The organism is Luedemannella flava, assembly GCF_039528515.1.
Lineage (GTDB): Bacteria > Actinomycetota > Actinomycetes > Mycobacteriales > Micromonosporaceae > Luedemannella > Luedemannella flava.
This window is the reverse complement of the sequence record NZ_BAAALT010000269.1, coordinates 1-13,611: the sequence shown is the minus strand read 5'-3', so window position 1 is coordinate 13,611 and position 13,611 is coordinate 1. Positions and strand designations below refer to the sequence as shown.

The following is a 13,611-nucleotide window of genomic DNA, read 5'->3' as shown; positions in this document are numbered from 1 at the left end:
GTCGCCCGGCGACCGGGGCGCGCCTGCGGCGCCGCGTGCCCGGGTCGGATGGCGGGTGCCGCTGCTGGCGTGCGGGGCACTGGCCCTGGCCGGCGGGCTGTGGTCCGCGCTGCTGCTGCTCGGCGTCGACGTGCCCGTGCCGCGCCCGACGCTGCCCGAGGTGCACGGACCGCTCATGGTCCTCGGCTTCGTGGGCACTCTCGTGGCGCTCGAGCGCGCGGTGGCGCTCGGCACCCGCTGGGCGCTGCTCGCCCCCGCCAGCTCGGGGCTGGGCGCGCTGACGCTGCTGGCGACCGGCCCCAGCCTCGGCGCCAAACTGCCGCTCGCGACCGCCGCCGTCGTCCTGCTCGGGATATACCGCGCGCTGTGGCGCCGCCAGCCCGCCGATGCGCTGCTCGGCCAGGCCGCCGGCGCCCTGGCCTGGTACGCCGCGACGCTGCTCTGGCTGGGCGGCCTCAGCGTGCCCGAGATCGTGCCCTGGCTGGCCACCTTCGCGGTCGCGACCATCGCGGGGGAGCGGCTCGACCTGGCGCTGGTCCTCGGCAACCGGGCCCGACGCTGGTTCCTCGCGGCGCTCGCCGCGCTGGTCGCGGGCGTCACGGCCGCCACCGTGTGGCCGGCCGCCGGGCACCACCTGTTCGGCGCGGGCCTGCTCGCCGTGGTCGCCTGGCTCGTCACCTTCGACGCGGCCCGCCGCACGGTGCGCGCCGCCGGCCTGCCCCGCTACGTCGCGGTCGGCCTCCTCGCCGGGTACGCCTGGCTCGCCCTGGCCGGCGTGCTGTGGGCGGGCGCGGGGTCCACGATGGACGGACCGCGCTACGACGCCACCACGCACGCGGTGTTCCTGGGCTTCGTGCTCTCCATGATCTTCGTGCACGCGCCGGTGATCCTGCCGGCCGTCCTGCGCCGCCCGCTGCCCTACCACCCGGTGCTGTACGCGCCCCTCGCGCTGCTGCACCTGTCCCTGCTGGCGCGGGTCGCGATCGGCGACGGCGCCGGGCTCGAACCGGTGTGGCGGTGGGCCGGGGTCGCCAATGTCGCCTCGGTGCTCCTCTTCGCCGCGTGCGCGGTGACCCTCTCGGCACGATCGGCGGTGCGGTCATGAGCGCGACGCGGGCGACACCGGTGTCCCGGGCGAGCTGGCACCGGCGGGTCGGCGCGCTGCCCCTGGCGTACCTGGCCGCGGTCGTGATGCTCGGCTTCGCCCACCCGTTGCTGCCGACGTGGCGGTGGCTCGCCATCCACCTGCTGCTGCTCGGCGCCGCGACCAACGCGATCCTGGTGTGGAGTGCCCACTTCACGGCCGCGATCCTGCGCGTACCGACGCCGGTAAACCGGCGCGCCGAGGCCGCGCGGCTGGTCACGCTCAACGTGGGCGTCGCCGGCGTACTCGTCGGCGGCACCGCCGACCGGCCGTGGGTCGGGGTCGCCGGCGCCGCCGTCGTGTTCGGGGCGGTCGCCGCCCACCTCGGCTGGCTCGCCCGGCGGGTGCGCGCGGCGCTGCCCGCCCCGCTCACCGTCACCGTGCACTACTACCTGGCCGCGTGCGTGGCCCTGCTCAGCGGCGTGCCCGTCGGCGCGGCGATGCTCGTCGACGGCGGCGGGCGGCCGCGGCTGCTGCTGTTCCACGCGCACGTCAACCTGCTCGGTTGGATCACCCTGACCGTGCTCGGCACGCTGCTCATGCTCTGGCCGACCGTCCTGCGTACCCGCATGGTCGAGACCTCGATCCCGGCCGGCCGGTCGGCACTGCCGACGACCGGGGTGGGGCTCGCGCTGCTCGCCATCGGCGTACTCGCGTGGTGGAAGTGGTTGGCCGTCGGCGGGGTCGCGCTGTTCGCGGTGGGCGTCGCGCTCGGCGCCCGGCCCATGATCACCACCGCCGGGCGGAAGGCGCCCGCGTCGTTCGCGGCGTGGTCGATCGCGGCGGCCTGCGGGTGGCTCGCGGTCGCCCTCGGCGTGGACGCGTGGACCCTGCTCGGCGCCGCCGACCCGGCCGCCGCCGCGGCCCGCTTCGACGCGGTGCTCGTGCCGCTGCTCGTCGGGTTCGTCGCCCAGGTGCTCATCGGCTCGCTGGCGTTCCTGCTCCCCGTCGTCCTGGGCGGCGGCCCGGTCGTGGTGCGCGAGCGCACCGACGCGCTCGACCGGCACTGGCCGCAGCGGGTCGCCATGGCCAACGCCGCGCTGGCCGTGTTCGTGCTGCCCACCCCGCCCTACGTGCGCATCGCCACGTCGCTGCTCGTGCTCGCGGCGCTGCTGCAGTTCCTCGTGCCCGCCATCCGTCTCCTGCTCGCCGCCCGGAGGTAGCCGCCGTGTCCGCCCCCCAACGCCCCCTCGGCGGGGTCGCCGCCGGCCTCGCGCTCGTGCTCGTCGCCGTACTCGTCGGGGTGGTGGCGCAGCGTGGCGCGGACGCCGCGCCGGCCCCCACGACCGCCGCCGTCGAGCCCACCGGGCACACGACGACCGTCCAGGTCACCGCGAAGGACATGCGCTTCCAGCCGGACACGATCACCGTGCCCGCCGGCGACCGGCTGGTCATCGAGCTGACCAACGCCGACCGGCGCCGGCACGACCTCGTCCTGGCCACCGGGCTGAAGACGGCCGCGCTCGCGGGCGGCGCGACGACGACCCTCGACGCGGGCGTCATCGGCGGCACGGTCGAGGGCTGGTGCTCGCTGCCGGGCCACCGGCAGGCCGGCATGGTTCTGACGATCACCACCACGACCGCCGCCGCGCCGTCGCACAGTCATGACACGACCACGGGTGACGCGGCCGCGTTCGACCCCATGGCCGCGCCAGCCGCCGGTTTCACGGCCCGCGACGCCGCGGCGCCGGTCGCGTCGACGGGCCGGCTCCACAAGCTTGAGCTGCGCGTCCAGGAGGTCGTAGGCGAGGTGGCGCCCGGTGTGCGGCAGACGCTGTGGACGTTCAACGGCACGGTGCCCGGCCCGGTGCTGCGCGGCAGGGTCGGCGACACGTTCGAGATCACGCTGCGCAACGACGGCGGCGTGGACCACGGCGTCGACTTCCACGCCGGCGCGCTGGCGCCGGACGAGCCGATGCGGTCGATCGAGCCGGGGGAGTCGCTGGTCTACCGGTTCAGGGCGACGAAGGCCGGCATCTGGATGTACCACTGCTCGACGATGCCGATGCTCTACCACATCGGCAACGGCATGTACGGCGCCGTGATCATCGACCCGCCCGACCTGGCTGAGGTGGACCGCGAGTACGTCCTCGTCCAGTCCGAGTTCTACCTCGGTGCCGACGGCGCGACCGGCGACCTGGCCAAGATGCGCGCCGAGCGCCCCGACGCGGTCGTCTTCAACGGCTACGTCGCCCAGTACGCCCACCGTCCGTTGACCGCCCGCGCCGGCGAGCGGGTCCGCGTGTGGGTGCTCGACGCGGGGCCCGGCCGCGACAGCGCGTTCCACATCGTCGGCACCCAGTTCGACACGGTGTACCGGGAGGGCCGCTACGAGCTGCGCCCGGACGACCCGGGCGGCGCGCAGGTGCTCGACCTGGCGCCGGCCGCCGGCGGGTTCGTCGAGGTGACCTTCCCGGCCGCCGGCCACTACCCGTTCGTCAGCCACGCCATGGTCGACGCCGAGCGCGGCGCACGCGGGCTGTTCGAGGTGAGCTGAGATGCCCGTCCCGACGCGGCGCCGGGTGGTCCGCCGGTACGTCCCGCCGCAGCACGGCGCCTGGGCGATGCTGCTGCTACCGTTCCTCGCCGGGGTCCTGCTCGCCGGCGCCCGCTGGATCCAGCTGCCGCTGCTGGTCGCCTGGCTGAGCGGCTACCTGTTCTCCTACTACGCGCTGCAGGCGGTCAAGACGGGCCGGCCGGGTCGCGTGCGCCCCCAACTGCTGCTCTACGGCCCGCTGACCGCCGGCTTCGGCGCCGTCGTGGTGCTGGCGTGCCCCGACCTCCTGCTGTTCGCCCCGTTGTATGCCGTGCTCCTGGCGGTCAACGCCGGCTACGCGCGCCGCCGCAACGACCGGGCGCTGCTCAACGACCTCGCCTCGGTGGGGCAGAGCTGCCTCATGGTGTTCGTGGTGGCGGTCGCCGCCGGCGCGCCGCCCGCGGCGGTGTGGCCCGCTTTCCTGGCCGTGCTGCTCTACTTCGTCGGCACGGTCCTGCACGTCAAGACCATGATCCGGGAGCGCGGCAGCGTCGCCTACCACCGCGCCTCGGTCGTCTACCACGTCGTCGCGGCGGCCGTGGCGATCTGGCTCGGCCCGGCCTTCGCCGCCGTGTTCGCCCTGCTGCTGTGCCGGGCGATCGCCTTCCCGTGGCTGTCGTTGACCCCGAGGAAGGTCGGCATCGCGGAGATCGTCGCCTCGGTGCTCCTCATCGTGGCTATAGCGACGTCCTGACGCCGGGTATTCGGTTGTCGGCCGCCGCCAGCGGCGGCAGCATCGCGTCATGATTCGCCCAGAGATCTCCGAGTACTACGCCAGAGGCGGCGAGTACGGCCGCCTGTCGGCCCGCGAGGGTCGCCTGGAGTTCCTCCGCACCTGGGACGTGCTGACCCGGGTCCTGCCGCCCGTGCCGGCGGCCGTCCTGGACGTCGGCGGCGCGACCGGCGTCTACGCGGCGCCGCTTGCCACGGCCGGCTACGCGGTGCACGTCGTCGACCCGGTGGCACGGCATGTGACCGACGCGGCGACCCGTCCGGGCGTGACGGCGACGCTCGGCGACGCCCGTGCGCTGCCCGTACCGGACGGGTCCGTGGACGCGGTCCTCCTGCTCGGCCCGCTCTACCACCTGACCGACCGCGACGACCGGGTCCTCGCGTGGCGGGAGGCGGGGCGGGCGGTGCGGCCCGGCGGCGTGGTGGTCGCGGCGACCATCAGCCGGTACGCGTCGCTCATGGACGGCTTCGCGAAGGGCTACTTCACCGACGCGCGCTTCCGTCCGCTCGTGGACGGCGCGCTCGCCTCGGGCCGGCACGCGAACGGGGATCCGACGCGGCAGTGGTTCACGACGGCCTACTTCCACCACCCGTCGGAGCTGCCCCTCGAGGTGACCGACGCGGGGCTCGTGCTGGACCGGGTGGTGGCGGTGGAGTCACCGTTGTGGCTGCTCGGGGAGCGCCTGGACGAGATCCTCGCCGACCGGGTCCAGGTGGACCTGTTGCTGGAGATGCTGCGCACCGTCGAGGCGGACCCCACGCTCCTGGGCGCGAGCAGCCACCTCCTCACCATCGCCCACCGTGCGCCCTGACCTGGTCCTTTACAGGCGCCAGCGGGCTCTGTAGCGTGCGACCACCACGGAATTGATCACGGGTGGGGGCGCCATGGGGTTCCTGTTCGACGAGCGGTACGCCCGCGGGTTCGAGCTGTTCGGCTGGCGCCACGTGCTGGTCCTCGCCCTGGCGGTCGGCTCGATCGTCGCCATGTACCACCTGCGCGGCCACCTGGCGCGGCCGACGGTCGGCCGGGTCTTCCGCTGGTCCGTCGCGGCCCTCATCGTCACCGGCGAGGTCGTCTTCCAGGTCTGGATGGCGTCCCGGCAGGGATTCCGGCTGGTCGAGGCCGTCCCGCTGGGACTGTGCGCGATGGTGGAGTGGATCACCGCGGTCGCCCTCGTCCTCGACCGCAGGGCCGTCATCAAGGTCATTCTCCCGTGGGCGTTCGTCGGGGCGTCCCTGTCGTTCATCGTGGTCAACATGGGGACGTCCTACGCGTTCCCGCATTTCCGGTTCGTCCACTATTTCGGGATCCACTGGCTGTTCCTGGTCGGCACCCTGTTCTACCTCTTCACGGGGCTGGTCAGGTACGGCTACCGCGACCTCCTGCGGTCGACGGCCTGGCTGGCCGGCGTCGCGCTGGTCGTCCTCGCTGTCGACCTGGTCACGGACCAGAACTTCATGTTCCTCGTCTCGTGGCCGGACGAGCTGGCGTTCGTCAACGAGCTGGCGCCCTTCCCCGCGAACACGATCGTGCTGATGCTGGGCGCGTTCGTCCTCTTCAACGTCTTCTATCTGATCTTCGCGCGGCTATCTGGACAGCAGGAAGTCGACCACCCTGGTGGGGAAGTGGGCGGTGAGCGCCGGGACGTGGCCGCCACCGGCGATGGCCCACAGCTCCACGCGGGTGCCGGCGCGGCAGCCGGTCCGGTATGACGTGACGGTGGTCTCGGCCCCGGTCAGGGACGAGTCGAGATCCAGGGGAGCGGCCGAGGTGGGCGCGTCGCCGCAGCCGTCGACGCGCCGCCAGACATCGAGCCCCGCGGCGGCCGACGGGTACGGGTGCGTGCCGTTCGCGCCGCCCGTGAAGGAGATGGTCGCGTCGGCCGTGCCGTGGATCTGCAGGACGCTGACCGGCCGGCTGGGGGTGCACCGCGCCGGATCGTCGGTCATCGCCCCGGCGAGCGAGACGATCGCGGAGATCTCCGCCGCGTGGTCGCAGGCCATCCGGTACGCCATGAAGCCGCCGTTGGAGTGGCCGATGAAGGCGACCCGGTCGGGGTCGACCGAGTACGCGGACTTCACCGCCCCGATGAGGCGGTGCAGGTAACCGGAGTCGTCCACGTCGTCGGCGTAGAAGCCGCAGCACGCGTCCGTCGCGTCCCAGAACTGGTCGCCGCGGGAGTCCCTGGTGCCGTCGGGCATCGCGTACAGGAAGCCGCGGCGGTCGGACTCCCCGGTGAGCTTGAAGTAGCTCTCCGCCTCGGCGGCGTTGGACGTGAAGCCGTGCAACGCCACCACGAGCGGCACCTTCGTGCCGGCCACGTACCCCGTCGGGATGTGCAACCGGAACGGCCGGCCGTCGAGGTCGACGCTGACCGTCGAGCCGGGCGCGCCGGTCGGCACGCTCGGGGTCCGGGCCTGTGACGTCGAGTCGCAGGCCGACAGCCCCAGCACCACCAGCACGGCGAACAGCCGCCCCGTTCTCGTCATGCCACCCATGCTGCCGGACGGAACGCGCCGCCGACAGGCCCTGCCGGTCCGTCCACTGGGGAAGAGGAGTGGCGACGGTCAGCGATCATGAACTGGTCACTTCAACCAGGGCGGGACGTGTGTTACCACCGAGATATGACGAGGGCAACGGGCCGGTCGTGTTGACCGTCGTCGGGCTGACCAGTCTCCTGCTGCAGGTCGGCCTGATCACGAACGTCCATGGACCTGTCGGTACGGGCCGCCGAGGACGACCAGATGCGCTTCCGCTTCTGGCGACTCATCTGGGTCACGTTGGCCATCTCGATCACCGTTGCGACGCTCGGCATCTGGGAACTCACCACGTAGCCGACAAATCGCCCATGGGCTAAACAATCTTGGCACCGAATCCGCGGAAATCCACGGGTTTCGTCCCAAGATCTGCTGCGGCGTCCGGCTGTGGGGCGTGACCTCGCGCGCCGGGTGCGGGTCGCCCAGCGGGTGACGTTCGGGCGATCGTGGTGTACCGGTTCGCCCATCCCGTCCTCAGCGACTGCCAGCCGACGGCGGACGGCCAGATCTGCAAGGGCTGGTTCCAGGCCGCGGCGATCTACTGGTGGACGGCCCTGGTGCTGCGGGTCGCCCGGGCCCGAGGCCTGGGCACCCGGGTGCTGCCGTACGTGATCACCGGCGTCGCGCTCGTCGCGCTGTCGGCCGCCTTCACAACGACGATGCTGATCCTCGACTATCCGTACTTCCCCGAGGAGCCGCCCGCCCTGGTCATGTTCCTGCTCCGTCTCTTCGACCCGACCGGCGTGATCGGACTGGCCCTGCTGGTGCTCGCGTGGTTGGAGCGGCAGGTCGCGCTGGCGGCGTTCGCGCTCGCCTACCTGGTGGTCGCGCTGGTGCCGATCAACTTCGGGTGGGGCGTCGGCTGGGGGCCGAACTGGGGCTTCGCGCCGCAGTTGGTCATCAACGGCGGCCTCCTGCTCCTGGGCAGCGCCGGCTTCGCGCTGGCGCAGCGCCTGCGGCGGCCCCGGTGACCGGCGCCGGACGAGACGGACGACCCCCATCCGGTCACCGGCCTGGACGACGTGGTGCACCAGCGGGTGCGGCTGGGCATCCTCACCATCGCGCACGAGGCCCGTCGGGTCGAGTTCGGCTACCTGCGTACGCAACTCCAGCTGACCGCCGGCAACCTCTCCCAGCACCTTGCCGTGCTGGAGACGGCCGGGTCAGTACGGAGGATCGGCGGGCCCGTCATAACCGCACAGTCCCATGCGTGGTGAGTTCACAATCTCGATCGGCTGGCCGTAGTCGTCGTGTGGGTGACTCTTGGCGTGCTGGGTGCACAAAGTGCCGGGCGAGTCCCATTCGGATTGACACTCGCGGCACAGGTGACTGGCGGGTTCGTCACATTCCACGCACGACGTCTCAGGGGCCAGGTTGCGGGAGAGGAGAACGATCGGCTGACGGCTCACCGGCGTCCCGTGCCGACTGCCAACCGTCTTGATCCGGGTGATGGACTCCGTGCCGAAGTCGTAAATATGGATGAGCTCTACGTCGTCGGTGAACACGGCGTCGACGCGCCGTGACTGCGCCACGTCGCGCCCGCCCCAACCGCCGACGGTGAACTTGCTCATGTGCCCGCAGCACTCGAGCCAGATCCTCCGAAGATAGCTGTCGATCTCGCGGAGCGTGGCTGTCCCGCGCACCTCTACATCGAGCCAGAAGGCGTTCTGGTAACCGTCCTGCACCCGCAGGTGTATGAGCGTCTGCGGCTTGCCGCTTGCGGCGTTGGCGAGTTGCTCCTGCCGGCGTGGGCAGTTGGCCAGATGCTTGACCATCACGCCCTTGGTCGTCTCGTGCGCGCAGAGGGTGCATCGCCCCTTGGCCGACTTTGGCATCCAGATTCGTCCCGATCGAGTTGTTCAGCGTCCGTATGCGAGGTTCAAGTCTAGGCGTCCACCGGTGAAGTCGAGCCGCTACGACCGCGAACGACCTCCTCACGGTGACGCGTCAAGCGACGCAGAACTCGTTACCTTCCGGGTCGGCCATGGTGACCCAGGTGTGTGGGCCCTGGCGGCCGTCCCAGAGTTTCGTGGCTCCTCGGGCGATCAGCCCGGCAACGACCTCGGCGCGGTCGGCGCCGCCGATGCGCAGGTCGAGGTGTAGGCGGTTGCGTCGCCGTTCGGGCCGGGCCGCATCGGTTGCTGGTTCGTCAGGTTTCCCCTCGGGCAGTCGCGGCACGAACTAAGAACCGATGGTGGCGAACCGGATGCCGGGGCAACGGCATGGTGCCTGATGCGAGGGGCCGTGACATCACGTTTTACGCGTTATACGCTCGGGCCGTGGGACGCGAGTACGCGTGGACGGACGCCGGGAAGGTGAGCGCCGCGGACCACGGGGTGGCCGATCGCGAGGTGGTCGAGGCGTTGTACTCACCGCAGCGGATCGAGAACCAGATCGGCACGTTGCTGCTCGCGGTCGCTGGGCTCGCGGACACGAGCCGTGTGATCGTGGTGCTGTGCGAGCGCATTGCCAGTGTGAACACCTTTGCGATCATGGCGGCTCGGCCGGCGACGCCTGAGGAGATCAAGTTGTGGATGGAGGGCACGCTGTGACGAGTCACCGAGACCCCCGGGCCATGAGTCGGGACGAGCTGGTGGCCTACTTCAATGCCGGCGGCGATATCTCCGAACTCCTGCGAGACGCGACAGCCGGTCCGGACCTTGGCCCGACCCCCTCACCGGACGCGATCCCGATGATTGTCACCGGCGTACGGCTGCCCTCCGATGTCGTGCGGCGGCTCGACCAGCTCGCCGGCAATGACCGGGGCGGCCGATCGGGCGTGATCCGCCAGGCGATCGACGAGTTTCTGGAGAGGCACGCAGGCGAAGCCGCGTAACCCCCGGTCAGGCGACACAGAACTCGTTGCCTTCCGGGTCGGTCATGGTGACCCAGGTGTGCGGGCCCTGGCGGCCCTCCCAGAGCTGGGTGGCGCCGCGGGAGATCAGGCGGGCGACGACCTCGCCGCGGTCGTCCCCGCCGATGCGGAGGTCGAGGTGCACGCGGTTCTTGACCGTCTTCGCCTCGGGGGTCGTCTGGAACAGCACCCGTCGGGCGGGCACGTCGCCGTCGGCCGGTGGGCGGATGGCCTGGCCCTCGCGCCAGACGAGGACCCCCTGGTGGGTCTTCGTGTCGGCCTCGGTGGCGAAGCCCTCGTCGACCATGCGTCGGATGAAGGCCTCGTCACTGGGCTCGACCTCCCAGCCGAGCGTCTCGGCCCACCAGTCGGCGAGGACGTGCGGATCGGAACAGTCAACGGTGACCTGGAAGTCGTATGCCATGGGCGGATGTTATCCAGGCCTACTGACATCAATCAGAATGCATTGACAGTTACGAATCTATGACGGATAGTGACACATCGGCGGCGCGGGGGAGTCGCGCCCGAGCGACCCGAGGGGGACACGATGCGGGCCCGACTGTGCAAGACCCTGGTGGCGGCCGTAACGGCGGCTGTGACCGTGCTCGCCTTGGCGGTGTCCCCGGCCGTCGCCGCGCCGACGACGCAGCGTTTCGCCTGTAAGTACCTGATCACCGGCAAATGGCCGAACGGGTTCAGAGCGGATCTCTTCATCTACAACAACGGTCCCGCCCTCAGCACCTGGACGGTGCGCTGGTGGTTCGCCGACCCGACCCAGGTCACCAGCACCTGGTACGCCAAGATCACGCAAGGCCCGGCCGGTTCCGTCACCGCCACGCCGCTGGCGTTCTTCCTGCCGGTCGACGCGAATGAGACGTTCAGCTTCGGGTGGAGCGCGATCGCCGCGACGACCGAGGTGCCGAAGCTCATCGTCGTCAACGGGTTCCTGTGCGATCAGCCGACAATCTAGCGCCGACCGGAAATCCTCTTGCGGACCGTCGTACCGTCGAGGGATGCCGACCGCCCAGCTGACCACGCGCCCCTACGCCGACGCGGACGCCGAGGCGGTGACGGACCTGCTCAACGAGGTCGACATCGCGGCCGGCGGACAGCCGGCCAACGACGTGGACGAGACCCGCGCCGTCATCGACTCGATCGTGCGGGACGTGGCGCGCGACACCCGCGTCGTGGTGACCGGCGACGGCGAGATCGTCGCGGTCGGGCTGGTCCCGACGCCGCCACCCGGCGGGTTCCGCGTCGACCTCGTGGGCGGCGTCCGCCCGCTCTGGTACGGGCGGGGGTTGGGCCGCGAGTTGCTCGACTGGCAGGTCGAACGCGCCCGCGAGATCCATCAGGCGGTGGCGCCGCAGGCGCGGTGGGCGGTGCACGCGGACGTGCTCGCGGGCAATGACCCGGCCATCCGGCTCTACCGACGGTTCGGCTTCACCGCGGTGCGCCACTGGTTCGAGATGGTGGCCGACACGTCGGGGGACGCGGGCGCGCGGGCGGTCGCCGCGCCGCTGCCCGAAGGGCTCGCCCTCGTGCCGTACTCGCCGGGTTTTGGAAATGATCTATATGCGGCGCACATGACGGCCTTCGAGGACCACTGGGGCTACCAGCGGCGGCCGGAGGACGAGTGGCGGCGGTTGACGGTCGAGTCGGCAACGTTCCTGCCCGCGCTGTCGCGGCTGGCGCTCGCGGGCAACCGCGTCGCGGGGTACTGCCTGGCCTACACCGACCCGCAGCCGCACCGGGTGTACGTGGGACATGTGGGCACGTCACGGGAGTGGCGCCGGCGCGGGGTGGCGAGCGCGCTGCTGGGCGCCGTGCTGGCCGCGGCGGGCAACGCGGGTGCGGAGGAGGTCGTGCTCAACGTCGACGCGAGCAGCCCGACCGGGGCGGTGGGCGTATACGAGCGGGCCGGGTTCGAGGTCGACTCGCGCGGCGTCACCTACGCGCTGACGCTGGAGTCACGCACCGCTATTGACTAATTTCTATGCGTAACTCATAGTGTGCCGAGTATGAGGCACACCACCATCCGAGGGCTTGCGGCCGCCGCCGTGGCCGGCCTCGCCGCCGTCAGCATCGCCCCGTCGCCGGCCGTCGCGGCCACCCCCGCCATCACCTGCGAATACATCCTCTGGGCCAAGTGGCGCGGCGGATTCGGGGCCGACATCGAGGTCCGCAACACCGGCCCGGCCATCAGCAACTGGGTCGTGCGTTGGAGCTTCGACCACCCCACGACGGTCGTCACCACCTGGAACGCCGTGCTCACGCAGACGCCCGACCAGGTCGCGACCGCCACGAGCGTGCCGTGGAACACCACCCTCGCCACCAACGCCCTGCTGCGGTTCGGCTGGAGCGCGGTCGCCGCGGTCACCGAGGTGCCGACCGACCTGACGGTCAACGGCGTGCCGTGCTGAACTCCGCCTCGTCCAGGTCCGGCACGCCGAGCTTGCGGTAGGCGACCCGCGCCCGCCGGCGGTACGCGTCGGCGTCGTCCGCGCGGCCCGCCGCCGCCAGCGCCGCCACCAGCCCCGCCAGCGCGCGGGCGTGCTCGTACCGGTCGCCGTTGCGCTTGGCCAGGTCCTGCGCCCCACGATGGGCCGCGATCGCGTCGGCCGGCCGACCCCGCGCCGTCCAGCACTCGCCGACCGTGTTGAGCGCCTCCAGCCGCAGGCTGCCCTCGTTGATCTCGTCGGCGATCGTGAGCGCCCGGTCCAGGTGCTCGGTGGCCTCCCGGTGCCGGCCGAGCCGTTGGTACGCCGCGCCGATGGCCGCGTGCGCGCTGCCCTCGCCGCCGCGGTCGCCGGCCGCCAGGCAGGCCGCGAGCGCCTCGTCCAGGTGGCGCAGCGCCGCCTCGTGGTCGCCGCGGCGGCGCTCGGCCGCGCCGAGGTTGTCCAGCGCGTACCCGAGCAGGCGCCGGTCGCCGAGCGCCGCGAAGATCTCCGCCGCCTCGGCCTGGTTCGCCACCGCCGCCGCGTGGTCGCCGAGCCGCAGTTGCAGGGCCCCCAGGTTGACCAGCTGGGCGCCCACGCCGTGCCGGTTACCGGCCTGCCGGTACCCGGCGAGGGCCGCCTGAAAGTGCTCCAGCGCCTGCGGGTAGTCGCCGAGCCGCTCGTGGACGAGCGCCAGCCGGGCCCGCGCCCGGGCCTGCCCGGCCGTGTCGCCCGCCGCCCGGAACGCCGCAAGCGACCGGTCGAAGCAGCGCCGGGCCGTGCGGTGGTCGCCGAGGCACCAGTGGGTGCTGCCCAGGTTCGTGAGGACGTGTGCCTTGTCGGCGGCCGTGCGTGCCGCCCGCGCCGCGCCCGCGTGCACGGCGAGCCCGTCCTGGTAGTGCCCGCCCACCTCGAGGTAGCGCCACAGCGCCGTGGACAGCGCGACCGCGTGCTCCGCCCAACCGTGCGCGGCGGCGTGCGTGGCGGACGCGACGATGTTGGCCCGGTGCGCGTCGAGCCACTGCCCGGCGGCGTCCGGACCGGCGGGTCCGGGCCCGGTCGCGTCGAACCGCGCCCCCGGCCCGTCGTCCAGTGTCGCCCGGTCGTGCGGGAACAGGGCGCGGGCGGCCCGACGGACGGCGCGGCAGTAGTGGTCGAGCAGGCGCGTGACCGCCGCGCGCGTGTCGGTCAGCCCGACGGCGCGCTCCACGGCGTAGGCGCGCAGCAGGTCGTGCATGCGCCAGGTCGGCTTGCCGGACCCGTCGCGACCGCCGCGCATGACCAGGTGGGCGGCGACGAGCTGGTCGAACGCCGGCTGCGCCCCGGCGAGGTCGCGATCCACCAGCGCGGCGACGGCCGAGGCGGGCAA

17 protein-coding genes and 2 pseudogenes are annotated in these 13,611 nt (G+C 72.3%); 14 read left to right on the top strand and 5 right to left on the bottom strand.

The features are described from left to right. The 6 genes and pseudogenes from ABD211_RS29980 to ABD211_RS29955 form a co-directional block, all read left to right on the top strand. The coding region (locus tag ABD211_RS29980) for a hypothetical protein (RefSeq protein ID WP_425560559.1) at window positions 1-1,105 on the top strand (1,105 nt) is incomplete at its 5' end. Next, entirely contained in the window at window positions 1,102-2,307 is a 1,206-nt protein-coding gene (locus tag ABD211_RS29975; protein WP_344139077.1) for a hypothetical protein, read from the top strand. The genes ABD211_RS29980 and ABD211_RS29975, both read left to right, overlap by 4 nt. A gap of 5 nt (window positions 2,308-2,312) precedes the next feature. Further along, window positions 2,313-3,641 (top strand): multicopper oxidase domain-containing protein, encoded by a 1,329-nt coding sequence (locus tag ABD211_RS29970; RefSeq protein WP_344139075.1) that lies wholly within the window; start codon window positions 2,313-2,315, stop codon window positions 3,639-3,641. Between the two features lies 1 nt (window position 3,642). Further along, complete coding sequence (locus ABD211_RS29965) at window positions 3,643-4,374, top strand: YwiC-like family protein (protein ID WP_344139073.1); 732 nt, start codon at window positions 3,643-3,645, stop codon at window positions 4,372-4,374. A 49-nt stretch (window positions 4,375-4,423) separates the two neighbouring features. After that, entirely contained in the window at window positions 4,424-5,224 is an 801-nt protein-coding gene (locus ABD211_RS29960) for a class I SAM-dependent methyltransferase (RefSeq protein WP_344139072.1), read from the top strand. A gap of 73 nt (window positions 5,225-5,297) precedes the next feature. Then, window positions 5,298-5,987: pseudogene (locus ABD211_RS29955) on the top strand (TMEM164-related integral membrane acyltransferase); the annotation flags it as partial. A 12-nt stretch (window positions 5,988-5,999) separates the two neighbouring features. Here ABD211_RS29955 and ABD211_RS29950 read toward each other — a convergent pair. Next, window positions 6,000-6,902, bottom strand: a complete 903-nt coding sequence (locus ABD211_RS29950) for a CE1 family esterase (RefSeq protein ID WP_344139071.1) — start codon at window positions 6,900-6,902, stop codon at window positions 6,000-6,002. Between the two features lie 219 nt (window positions 6,903-7,121). On the opposite strand from ABD211_RS29950, the gene ABD211_RS29945 reads away from it, so the two are divergent. From ABD211_RS29945 to ABD211_RS29935, 3 genes and pseudogenes are all read left to right on the top strand, one after another. Next, on the top strand, window positions 7,122-7,247 hold the full coding sequence (locus ABD211_RS29945; protein ID WP_344139070.1) for a hypothetical protein: 126 nt from the start codon (window positions 7,122-7,124) through the stop codon (window positions 7,245-7,247). A 149-nt stretch (window positions 7,248-7,396) separates the two neighbouring features. After that, window positions 7,397-7,921 carry a hypothetical protein gene (locus ABD211_RS29940; RefSeq protein WP_344139068.1) on the top strand — a complete coding sequence of 175 codons (525 nt, stop codon included), beginning with the start codon at window positions 7,397-7,399 and terminating at the stop codon, window positions 7,919-7,921. Window positions 7,922-7,963: 42 nt separating this feature from the next. Beyond that, window positions 7,964-8,119 (top strand): annotated as a pseudogene (locus tag ABD211_RS29935) (transcriptional regulator); the annotation flags it as partial. Here ABD211_RS29935 and ABD211_RS29930 read toward each other — a convergent pair. Then, window positions 8,114-8,728, bottom strand: a complete 615-nt coding sequence (locus ABD211_RS29930) for a hypothetical protein (RefSeq protein ID WP_344139066.1) — start codon at window positions 8,726-8,728, stop codon at window positions 8,114-8,116. The pseudogene ABD211_RS29935 and the gene ABD211_RS29930 sit on opposite strands and share 6 nt — an antisense overlap. 169 nt (window positions 8,729-8,897) lie before the next feature. After that, entirely contained in the window at window positions 8,898-9,128 is a 231-nt protein-coding gene (locus ABD211_RS29925) for a VOC family protein (protein WP_344139064.1), read from the bottom strand. A 101-nt stretch (window positions 9,129-9,229) separates the two neighbouring features. Here ABD211_RS29925 and ABD211_RS29920 point away from each other — a divergent pair, with 101 nt between their 5' ends. Further along, on the top strand, window positions 9,230-9,502 hold the full coding sequence (locus tag ABD211_RS29920) for a hypothetical protein (protein WP_344139062.1): 273 nt from the start codon (window positions 9,230-9,232) through the stop codon (window positions 9,500-9,502). A gap of 23 nt (window positions 9,503-9,525) precedes the next feature. After that, window positions 9,526-9,786, top strand: a complete 261-nt coding sequence (locus ABD211_RS29915; RefSeq protein ID WP_344139060.1) for a CopG family ribbon-helix-helix protein — start codon at window positions 9,526-9,528, stop codon at window positions 9,784-9,786. A gap of 7 nt (window positions 9,787-9,793) precedes the next feature. Here ABD211_RS29915 and ABD211_RS29910 read toward each other — a convergent pair whose 3' ends face one another. Further along, window positions 9,794-10,228 carry a VOC family protein gene (locus ABD211_RS29910; RefSeq protein WP_344139058.1) on the bottom strand — a complete coding sequence of 145 codons (435 nt, stop codon included), beginning with the start codon at window positions 10,226-10,228 and terminating at the stop codon, window positions 9,794-9,796. A 123-nt stretch (window positions 10,229-10,351) separates the two neighbouring features. Here ABD211_RS29910 and ABD211_RS29905 point away from each other — a divergent pair, with 123 nt between their 5' ends. Genes ABD211_RS29905 through ABD211_RS29895 form a run of 3 tightly spaced genes read left to right on the top strand, consistent with a single transcriptional unit; the run spans window position 10,352 to window position 12,227 of the window. After that, the gene (locus ABD211_RS29905; RefSeq protein ID WP_344139056.1) at window positions 10,352-10,774 is read left to right on the top strand and encodes a cellulose binding domain-containing protein; all 423 of its coding nucleotides are present in this window, start codon (window positions 10,352-10,354) and stop codon (window positions 10,772-10,774) included. Between the two features lie 43 nt (window positions 10,775-10,817). Next, window positions 10,818-11,795 carry a GNAT family N-acetyltransferase gene (locus ABD211_RS29900; RefSeq protein ID WP_344139054.1) on the top strand — a complete coding sequence of 326 codons (978 nt, stop codon included), beginning with the start codon at window positions 10,818-10,820 and terminating at the stop codon, window positions 11,793-11,795. Window positions 11,796-11,825: 30 nt separating this feature from the next. Continuing rightward, window positions 11,826-12,227 (top strand): cellulose binding domain-containing protein, encoded by a 402-nt coding sequence (locus ABD211_RS29895; RefSeq protein WP_344139052.1) that lies wholly within the window; start codon window positions 11,826-11,828, stop codon window positions 12,225-12,227. On the opposite strand, the gene ABD211_RS29890 is transcribed toward ABD211_RS29895, so the two are convergent. Then, on the bottom strand, window positions 12,208-13,611 hold a 1,404-nt coding region (locus tag ABD211_RS29890; protein ID WP_344139050.1), incomplete at its 5' end, for a tetratricopeptide repeat protein. The genes ABD211_RS29895 and ABD211_RS29890 overlap by 20 nt on opposite strands.

Bases quoted from the DNA above. Each gene is read 5' to 3' on its own strand.
- ABD211_RS29945 (WP_344139070.1), top strand. From the start codon at position 7,122: ATGGACCTGTCGGTACGGGCCGCCGAGGACGACCAGATGCGCTTCCGC.
- ABD211_RS29950 (WP_344139071.1), bottom strand. From the start codon at position 6,902: ATGACGAGAACGGGGCGGCTGTTCGCCGTGCTGGTGGTGCTGGGGCTG.
- ABD211_RS29900 (WP_344139054.1), top strand. From the start codon at position 10,818: ATGCCGACCGCCCAGCTGACCACGCGCCCCTACGCCGACGCGGACGCC.
- ABD211_RS29895 (WP_344139052.1), top strand. From the start codon at position 11,826: ATGAGGCACACCACCATCCGAGGGCTTGCGGCCGCCGCCGTGGCCGGC.
- ABD211_RS29910 (WP_344139058.1), bottom strand. From the start codon at position 10,228: ATGGCATACGACTTCCAGGTCACCGTTGACTGTTCCGATCCGCACGTC.
- ABD211_RS29915 (WP_344139060.1), top strand. From the start codon at position 9,526: ATGAGTCGGGACGAGCTGGTGGCCTACTTCAATGCCGGCGGCGATATC.
- ABD211_RS29965 (WP_344139073.1), top strand. From the start codon at position 3,643: ATGCCCGTCCCGACGCGGCGCCGGGTGGTCCGCCGGTACGTCCCGCCG.
- ABD211_RS29905 (WP_344139056.1), top strand. From the start codon at position 10,352: ATGCGGGCCCGACTGTGCAAGACCCTGGTGGCGGCCGTAACGGCGGCT.
- ABD211_RS29975 (WP_344139077.1), top strand. From the start codon at position 1,102: ATGAGCGCGACGCGGGCGACACCGGTGTCCCGGGCGAGCTGGCACCGG.
- ABD211_RS29960 (WP_344139072.1), top strand. From the start codon at position 4,424: ATGATTCGCCCAGAGATCTCCGAGTACTACGCCAGAGGCGGCGAGTAC.